A 9,603-nucleotide genomic window follows, 5' to 3' on the forward strand; every position below is an offset into this window, starting at 1 on the left:
CCCCGGCAGCCCGCCGACCCGCGCGCCGGACGGCCCCGCGGGCGCCGAGCCCCACGCGCTCGTCCGCGGGTGGGCGGCGGCCGACGCCGGCTGGGTGTTCCCCTGCCAGCCGACCAGCTCGGCCGGTACCTCCTCGAGGAACCGCGACGGCGGGTTGTACGCCGGCTGGCCCCAGGCGCTGCGGACCTCCGCCCGGGTCAGGTACAGCCGGACACGCGCCCGGGTGATGCCGACGTAGGCGAGCCTGCGTTCCTCCTCGAGCTCGGTGGAGTCGCCGAGCGTGCGCAGGTGCGGGAAGACACCGTCCTCCAGCCCGGTGAGGAAGACCACCGGGAACTCCAGCCCCTTGGCGCTGTGCAGCGTCATCAGGGTGACGGCCCCGGCGGCACCGCCCGCGCCGTCCGCGCCGCCCTCGCCATCCTCGGGGCCGGGCACCTGGTCGGCGTCGGCGACCAGGGAGACCTGCTCGAGGAAGTCCGCGAGCGAGCCCTGCGGGAACTGCTCGCTGAACTCCCGGGCGACGTTGGCCAGCTCCTGGAGGTTCTCCGCCCGCCCCTCGGCCTCGAGGGCGTCCGCGGCGGCCAGTTCGGTGAGGTAACCGGTCCGCTCCAGCACCGTCTCCAGCGCCGCGACCGGGCCGTCGGCCACGGCCGTGCGCAGCTCGGCGAGCAGAGCGGCGAAACCACGGACCGCGTTCGCCGACCGGGCGGCCAGGCCCGGGACCTCGTCCACCCGGTTCAGGGCGTCGGCGAAGGGGACGCGCTCACGTTCGGCGAAGGCGGCGAGCATCGCCTCGGCCCGCTCGCCGATCCCCCGCCTGGGCACGTTGAGGATGCGCCGCAGGTTCACCGTGTCCGCCGGGTTCACCAGTACCCGCAGGTAGGCGAGCAGGTCCCGGACCTCACGGCGCTCGTAGAAGCGCACCCCGCCGATCACCCGGTAGGGCAGGCCGACCCGGATGAAGATCTCTTCAAAGACCCGGCTCTGGGCGTTGGTGCGGTAGAAGACGGCGACCTCGCCGGGACGCGCCAGCTCGGCGTCGGAGAGCCGGTCGACCTCGGCGGCGACGAAGGCGGCCTCGCCGTGCTCGCTGTCCGCGACATAGCCGACGATCTTCTCGCCGTCCCCGGCGTCCGACCACAGCCGCTTGGGCTTGCGCCGGGCGTTACGGGCTATCACCGCGTTCGCCGCGGACAGGATCGTCTGCGTGGACCGGTAGTTCTGCTCCAGCAGGATCACGGTGGCGTCGGGGTAGTCCTGCTCGAACTCGACGATGTTGCGGATGTTCGCGCCCCGGAAGGCGTAGATCGACTGGTCGGCGTCGCCGACCACGCACAGCTCGGCCGGCCCCACCGCGGGCCCGTCGGCGTCGGCGTCGGAGCCCGGCGGCACCGGAGCCGGCCGTACCGGCTCGCCGTCGACGGTCAGCCGGGGCGCCTGCCCCACCAGTTCCCGCACCAGGACGTACTGGGCGTGGTTGGTGTCCTGGTACTCGTCGATGAGGACGTGCCGGAACCGGCGTCGGTAGTGCTCGGCGACGTCCGGGAACGCCTGCAGCAGGTTCACCGTCGTCATGATCAGGTCGTCGAAGTCGAACGCGTTCGACTCGGCCAGCCGGCGCTGGTAGAGCCCGTAGACCTCGGCGACGGCACGTTCGGCATGGCCGGTCGCCCGGCTCATGGCGGTCTCCCAGTCGACCAGCTCGTTCTTCAGGTTGCTGATCCCGGTGGCGAGCGCGCGCGCCGGGTAGCGCTTCGGGTCGATGTCCAGGTCGCGCGCGACCAGCGTGACCAGGCGCTGGGCATCCGCCGCGTCGTAGATCGAGAAGCTGCTGGTGAACCCGATGCGCTTGGCGTGCGACCGCAGGATGCGCACGCAGGCGGAATGAAAGGTGCTCACCCACATCGCCCGGGTGCGGGTGCCGACGAGCGCGGCGACCCGCTCCTTCATCTCGTTCGCGGCCTTGTTGGTGAACGTGATCGCCAGGATCTCGCCGGCCCGGGCCCCGCGGGCGGCGAGCAGGTAGGCGATCCGGTTCGCCAGCACCCGCGTCTTGCCGGAGCCCGCGCCCGCGACGACGAGCAGCGGCGAGCCCGTGTGGACGACCGCCGCCCGCTGCTGCGGGTTCAGGCCGTCGAGCAGCGCGTCGGGAGCGAGCCGGGGCGTGGCGGGACGAGCGCCCGGCACACCCGGAGCCGTTGGCGACGCCGGCTCGTCCCGGTCGTCAGCGACGTCGTCGAAGCCGGGGTACGGGCCGAAGCCCGAGTACGGGCCGAAGTCGGGGTACGGGCCACCGGGAAGCGCGCTCATAGGGTTCCGATCATACGTTCGACGCCCGGCTCGTCCGACGGCGGTACATGGTTCTCACCCTACGAGGCCCCGGTGCGCGTCACGACCCGGCGTCCCGGTTCAGGCTGTCACACCCACACCACGCCGTGCTGTGGCTCGGCGACCCACAGCACGGTTCACGCTACAGCCCGCTTCATAGTGCGCACCACCGGTAGCCGCCGTCCCGCCACCGGGTGTGACGGGCGTCTGGCACGCGGGCGGGCCGGCGGGTTTGACGACCACCAGCGCCCAAGAGCAAAATAAAAAGGTGCCGCAGCACATTATGATCATTAATTAGGCGCGCGACCTTGCTCTCGCGGACGGGCTTTTCAGCCCGACGTGCTTTCGGAGCGACACCGACGGGTCCGCGCGCCTCGCCCTCCTGCCAGTTCGGCGGGGGGCTTTTTTTGTTGCCGCGGTCACGTCGGAGGTGGCCGCCGAGCTACCGGGAGCACGACGATGCGCCAACCGACCGAGAACCCGACACGTACCACCGGCGGGAGAACAGAGAGCACCGGAGAGACCTCCGGCAGGACGAGCGGGACCGACGCCGCTGGTAGCGCCGCTGGTACGGCACGCGCCACCGGGGAGACAGGCCGCGCCGGTACGGACGACACCGACGTCCCACCCAGATCCGGCGCGCCCGCGGCGTCCACGGACGGCGCCGACGGCGCTAACGGCACGCGGGCCCTCGAGACCATGAACCGCGGCACGACGAACCGCGGCACGACGAACCGAGACACGGTGGCCGTCGACCGCGACACGATCGACGTCGCCACAGCCGCGGTCGTCCTCGCGCCGGTGCTCCGGCGGACCAGGGTCACGCCCAGCGCTCACCTGTCCCGGCTGACCGGCGTGCCGGTGTGGCTGAAGTGCGAGAATGAACAACGCACCGCGTCGTTCAAGCTACGCGGCGCCTTCGCCCGGATCGCGCTCGCCGACCCCGCCGTCCGGGCCAGGGGGGTGGTCGCCGCCAGCGCCGGCAACCACGCCCAGGGCGTCGCGTACGCGGCGGCCCACTTCGGCGTCCCAGCCACGATCTTCGTCCCGGCCGGTGCGAGCCCGGTCAAGGTCGCGCGCACCCGCCGCCTCGGCGCGCGGGTCGAGCACGTCCATGGCGGGATCGACGCCGCCCTGCTGGCCGCCGAGTCCACCGCGCGCGGGCACGGCGGGCTGCTGGTGCATCCCTTCGACGATCCGGTCGTGATCGCCGGGCAGGGCACGATCGGGCTCGAGCTCACCGAGCAGGTCCCCGGCCTGCGGACCGTCCTGGTGGGTATCGGTGGCGGCGGCCTGATCAGCGGGATAGCGGCGGCGATCAGACAGCGGCGGCGCGACGTGCGGGTGATCGGCGTCCAGGCCGCGGGCGCGCCCGCCTTCGCCCTGTCCTGGCGCGCCGGCCGGCCGGTGTGCGTCCCGGCGGCCACCATCGCCGACGGCATAGCCGTGCGGACCCCGGGCAGCCTGACCCTGGCGCTCGCCACCGCCCTGGTGGACGATGTGATCACGGTCGACGAGGACGCGCTGTGGGAGGCGATGGCGGCGCTGCTGCGCGCCGACGGCCAGACGGTGGAGCCCGCCGGGGCCGCGGGGACGGCGGCGCTGCTGCGTCACCCCGAGCTCGCGCAGGGCCCGACCGCGGTGGTCCTCTCCGGCGGCAACATCGACCCGGTCACCGCCGGCCGTGTCCGCGCTCTGGCCGCCGGGCCCCTGCGCATCCCCGCCGCGTGACGTCCGGCCGCACCGCTCTTCTTTGTCGCACCGCATCTTCTTTTCCTTTTCTTTCTTCCCTGCGTACGCCGGGTGCGCCGGGTGCGCCGGGCCGCCGCGGCCCGGGTCACTCCCACTCGATGGTGCCGGGAGGCTTCGAGGTGATGTCGTACACCACCCGGTTGACCTGCTCGACCTCGTTGACCACCCGGTTCGAGATGCGTTCGAGCAGGTCGTAGGGCAGCCGGGCCCAGTCGGCGGTCATCGCGTCCTCGCTGGTGACCGCGCGCAGCACGACCGGATGCCCGTAGGTGCGCTCGTCCCCCTGGACCCCCACCGAGCGGACGTCCGCCAGCAGTACCGCGAACACCTGCCAGATCTCGCGGTCCAGCCCGGCCCGGCGGATCTCCCCGCGGACGATCGCGTCCGCGGCCCGCAGCGTCGCCAGCCGCTGCGGGGTGACCTCACCGATGATCCGGACAGCCAGGCCAGGCCCCGGGAAGGGCTGCCGCCAGACGATCTCCTCCGGCAGCCCGAGTTCCTCGCCGAGCCGGCGCACCTCGTCCTTGAACAGGGTGCGCAACGGCTCCACCAGGGAGAACTGCAGATCCTCGGGGAGCCCGCCGACGTTGTGATGCGATTTGATCTTCGCCGCGGTCGGCGAGCCGGACTCGATGACGTCCGGATACAAGGTGCCCTGCACCAGGAACTCGATCCGGGAGCCCTCCGCCTCGGCCTGAGCCTCCAGCTCGCGGGCGGCGGCCTCGAACACCCGGATGAACTCCCGTCCGATTATCTTGCGCTTACGCTCCGGGTCGCTGACGCCGGCGAGCGCCGCGGCGAACCGGTCGGCGGCCTTGACGTGCACCAGTTCGACCCCGGTCGAGGCGACGAAGTCCTTCTCCACCTGCTCCGCCTCGCCCGCGCGCAGCAGGCCGTGATCGACGAACACGCAGGTCAGCCTGTCGCCCACGGCGCGGTGGACGACCGCCGCGGCCACCGCCGAGTCCACCCCGCCGGACAGCCCGCAGATCGCGCGCGCGTCGCCGAGCTGGGCCCGGACCGCCGCGACCGCCTCGTCCGCGATGTTGACCATCGTCCAGTTGGGCCGGCAGCCGGCGCCGGCGAACAGGAAACGCCGCAGGACGTCCAGGCCGCGGTCGCTGTGCACCACCTCCGGGTGGAACTGCACGCCGAACAGCCCGCGCGCGACGTCCTCGAAGGCCGCGACCGGGGTCGACGGCGTCGACGCGGTGACCACAAACCCCGGCGGCGCCGCCGTCACCGAGTCGCCGTGGGACATCCACACCTGCTGGGTGGTGGGCAGGTCCGCGAACAGGACACCGCCGGCGGTGACGGTCAGGCGGGTCGCGCCGTACTCCGCGACGCCCGTGCGGGCCACCGTCCCGGCCAGCGCGTGCGCCATCACCTGGTGGCCGTAGCAGATGCCCAGCACCGGCACCCCGGCACGGAAGAGCGCGGGGTCCACCTCCGGGGCGCCCGGCGAGTAGACCGACTTCGGCCCGCCCGAGAGGATCACCGCGGCGGGACGCCGGGCGAGGATCTCCGCGACCGAGATGTCCCAGGGCACGATCTCCGAGTAGACGTGGCACTCCCGCACCCGCCTGGCGATGAGCTGGGCGTACTGAGCGCCGAAGTCGACGACCAGAACCGTGTCGTGAGCCGGGCGGGAGACTCCGGACGCGTCGGTGGCCGCGGACGCGTCGGTGGCCGGGGACGCGAGGCCGGGGGCGGCCGGCGCGTCGTCCCCTCGGCCGTTGCCGGTCGGGCCCGCGGCCGGTGTCGAGGCGGCCGGCTTCGAGATGGCGGTGTCCACGACGCCAAGCCTACGGAGAAGACGCCAGGCCCACCGAGGGCCAGGATCGCGAAGAACGGCCAGGCCGGCCGAGAAGGCGGCAGACCCGTGAAGGACGGACGCGACGCCCGGCGCGGCAGCCGGAAAAGCACCTGCGCGACAGCGCAACCGGCGGCCCAGCCGTCCAGGCCTCGTCCAGGCCTCGTCCAGGCCTCGGGCAGGCCTCGGGCAGGCCTCGGGCAGACCGCGTCCAGACCGCGTCCAGGCCGCGGGCATGCCAGCGGACGGCCCTGGAACGGGCCGGACGGAAGGATCGGAAGCGGACATCTAGTTTAGGGCAGGCGCGTGTCGGGATGGCCGGCCATACCGCTATGGTGCCTATCGAGGGACATCCGGGCCCGATACCGGGCCATCCCGGTACGTCATTGTTCCGGGAGGCTGGCGGAGAGGTTGCGAAGGTACGTGCGCAGACAACCGATAGCCGGCACGGGCATCGACGCTCCCCCGGCGGGCGAGGTCACACCGCAGGAGCCGGAGCGGTCCGCTGATGACGGCGGGTCTCAGGTCGACGCCCCAGCCATCACATCACGGGGCCCAGGCGGCATACGACACGTAAGAGCACTGCTCAGCGCGCCGGCGAACTGGCGGGTCCGTACCAAGCTGATCGCGATCCTCGCGGTCCCGATCGTCGCGATTCTGGTCAACGCCGCGATGGGCGCCAACAGCGTGCTGACCAGTACCCGGGACGTCAACCGCGCCCAGGACATGGTGAGGATAAGCCGCGCCGCCACGGCGTTGGTGTCCGCGCTGGAGCAGGAGCGTACCTATACGGTCGGTTATGTCGCCTCACGCGGCACGCCGCAGCCGGGCTCCCGCGTCCCCGAGCGCGTCAGAACGGTGCAGGCGCAGGTCGACGAGGCGGCCCGGCAGTACGAGCAGAACGTCCGGGGCCAGCAGGACGCGTTCACCGAGCAGACCCGGACAGTGCTCCAGTCGATCGCGGACCGGCTGTCGCACCGGGCCAACGTGCGCGCGACCGCGCTGACCCTGGCTTCGTCGAACTCCGTCCAGGTGGCCTACACCGGGATGATCGACAGCCTGCTCAGCCTGGTGCCGCTCATCCCGCAGGGCCAGGACGACGCCACGCTGAACGCCGGCGTGGAGACCCTCGACGCCGCCATCCGCGCGTGGGAACGCCTGTCCGCCCAGCAGTCCCTCATCCACGGCATCAACCAGCAGGGCCGCTTCGACAGCGGTGACTACCGGCTGTTCGTCGGTCTGAACACGGAACGCGAAAGCCAGATCTCCCGTTTCGAGGCGGCGGCCAGCCCGGAGCAGGCCAGGGTGTACCGGGAGACGCTCGTCGGCCCGGACGTCTCGGAGACCAGCAACGAGGTGCAGAACGTCCTGACAGGACGGGTCGGGCAGCCGCTCGCGCTCGAGGACCTGAAGTGGCTGCAGTCGGCCCAGGGCACGATGAACCTCAACGCCAAGATCATCGATTCCCTGTACAACGACACCGAGAACCGCGTCGACACGCTGCGGTCGGGTATCCAGCGCCGAGCGCTGCTGTCCGGTCTGCTCATCGTCCTCATCCTGACGACCGCCATGCTCGCCGCGATGATCGTCGCCCGCTCCCTGGTACGCCCCCTGCTCGGGCTGCGCGCGGCCGCGCTGGACGTCGCCGGCCGCCGGCTGCCCGAGTCGGTCCGCCGGCTGCGCGACTCCACCGACCAGGACATCGACACCGAGATCGAACCAGTCGGTATCAACACCGACGAGGAGATCGGCGAAGTCGCCCGCGCGTTCGACGAGGTGCACCGGGAGGCCGTCCGCCTCGCGTCCGAACAGGCCGTGCTGCGGAACAACGTCAACGCCATGTTCGTCAACCTGTCCCGGCGAAGCCAGGGGCTGGTCGAACGGCAGCTGCGGCTCATCGACGACCTGGAGAACCGGGAGCAGGACCCGGACCAGCTCTCCAACCTGTTCAAGCTCGACCACCTGGCGACCCGTATGCGCCGGAACAACGAGAGCCTGCTGGTGCTCGCCGGCACCGACACGGCCCGCAGGTGGACCCACCCCGTCCCGCTCAACGAGGTCGTCCTCGCCGCGATCTCCGAGGTCGAGCAGTACACGAGGGTCAAGCAGACGGCGGCGGCCGGGGTGTCGATCACCGGCAACGCCGTCAGCGACGTCGTGCACCTCATCGCCGAGCTGTTGGAGAACGCCACCTCCTTCTCCCCGCCGGCGACCGATGTGCAGGTCACCAGCCGCTCCCTGGGGCCTGGCGCCGGAGCGACGATCGAGATCGAGGACCGCGGCATCGGGATGCCGGCCAAGGAGCTCGAGCGCATCAACGAGCGGCTGGCCAACCCACCCGTCATCGACGTGTCGGTGTCCCGCACGATGGGCCTGTTCGCGGTCGGCCGGCTGGCCGGCCGGCACGCCATCCACGTCCAGCTGCGCGAATCGGCCTCCGGTGGGATCACCGCCGTGGTACGGCTGCCAGCCAAGGTCGTCGCCGGCGAGACAGCCCCGAGCACACCGGCGCGCCCCACGGCACCGCTGGTCACCGGCCGTTCCCCGGCCGGTCGGTCGACGCTCGACAACGGCCTGTCACCGGCGCTGTCCAACGGCCACGCGGGGCTCGACGCGACGTCCCTGGCGAACGGCATGTCACGGGGCGGCTCCAACGACCGCGTGTTCGTCGACAGGGACACCCTGCCAAAAGGCGACGACCCGCATCCGCCCGGTTCGCGCAACGGCCCCGGAGCGCCGCCCCCCCTGCCCGTACCGGGCATGAACGGGAACGGGAACGGGAACGGCGCGGGCCACACCGCTACGGACGAGCGGTTCACCGGCCTCGACGAGTTCGGAGTGGAGCGGCTGGAGGCCGGTGGTGGCTTCGGCGCCGGCACCGGTCCGCTGGAGATCTCCAGAACCACGGCTCGCCAGCCGAACGCCGATCCGCCACCCTTCCACAGCGACCCCTCTACCGGCAGCTACGAGATCCCCCGGGGACCGGGCGCGGGGACCCCCTCCGGCCCGGGCACCGGCGCGACCTACCTGGACCTCGCCGGCGGCACCAGCGGCACCAGTTCGGCGCACCTGGATCCGGTGGGCCCGGCCTCCCCGGGCACCGGCGGCATCGACCTGACCGGAGCGGCCCCGCCCGGGCCGACAGACCGGATCACCACGGACAGCGCACCGGTCGTGCCCGCTCCCGACACGCTCCCGTTCGGCCGGCAGGCTCCCCCGCCGGCCGCCTATTCCCAGCCCACCGTCACCGGCGGCCAGACCGGGGAACTACCGACGGGCATCCCGGCGGGCGGCGGCCCGCGCCCCGACTTCCGGACGGAGCGGGCACCGACCGCGCGCGACGACGTTTCCTACCGTGACGACGTTTCCTACCGCGACGGCTCCTACCGTGACGGCTCCTACCGTGACGGCTCCTACCGTGACGGCTCCTACCGTGACGGCTCCTACCGTGACGACGTGCCCTATGGCGACAGTGTCGATCGGGCCTCCCGTACCGACGGTGCCGAGGAGCCGGCCGCCGACCGGGACGGCGAGGACAACGACACGACCCCGATCTTCGATTCGGTCTCCGCGTGGTTCCAGCGCCAGGCCCCGACGTCCCCGCATCCGCTGCCGGCCCGGCCGAGGGCCGCTGCCCCGCCGGAGCGCCCCGGACCGCTGCCGCAGCGTGCCCCGGCCGGACCGCTGCCGCAGCGTGCCCCGGCCGGACC

The 9,603-nt window shown here is 72.4% G+C and carries 4 protein-coding genes; 2 read left to right on the top strand and 2 right to left on the bottom strand.

All coding sequences use genetic code 11. The features are described from left to right. The coding region (gene pcrA, locus NBW84_RS18870; RefSeq protein WP_250286064.1) for a DNA helicase PcrA at positions 1-2,310 on the bottom strand (2,310 nt) is incomplete at its 3' end. Positions 2,311-2,787: 477 nt separating this feature from the next. On the opposite strand from pcrA, the gene NBW84_RS18875 reads away from it, so the two are divergent. Then, the gene (locus NBW84_RS18875; protein WP_250286065.1) at positions 2,788-4,059 is read left to right on the top strand and encodes a threonine/serine dehydratase; all 1,272 of its coding nucleotides are present in this window, start codon (positions 2,788-2,790) and stop codon (positions 4,057-4,059) included. A 106-nt stretch (positions 4,060-4,165) separates the two neighbouring features. On the opposite strand, the gene guaA is transcribed toward NBW84_RS18875, so the two are convergent. Then, positions 4,166-5,707, bottom strand: coding sequence for a glutamine-hydrolyzing GMP synthase (gene guaA, locus NBW84_RS18880; protein WP_250286067.1), 1,542 nt, complete (start codon positions 5,705-5,707; stop codon positions 4,166-4,168). Between the two features lie 609 nt (positions 5,708-6,316). Here guaA and NBW84_RS18885 point away from each other — a divergent pair. Next, positions 6,317-9,603 (top strand): nitrate- and nitrite sensing domain-containing protein (locus NBW84_RS18885; protein ID WP_250286066.1); only part of this gene is annotated, 3,287 nt, incomplete at its 3' end.

The organism is Protofrankia sp. CiP1_Cm_nod2 (assembly GCF_920664355.1).
In the GTDB taxonomy this organism is placed as follows: Bacteria; Actinomycetota; Actinomycetes; order Frankiales; family Frankiaceae; genus Protofrankia.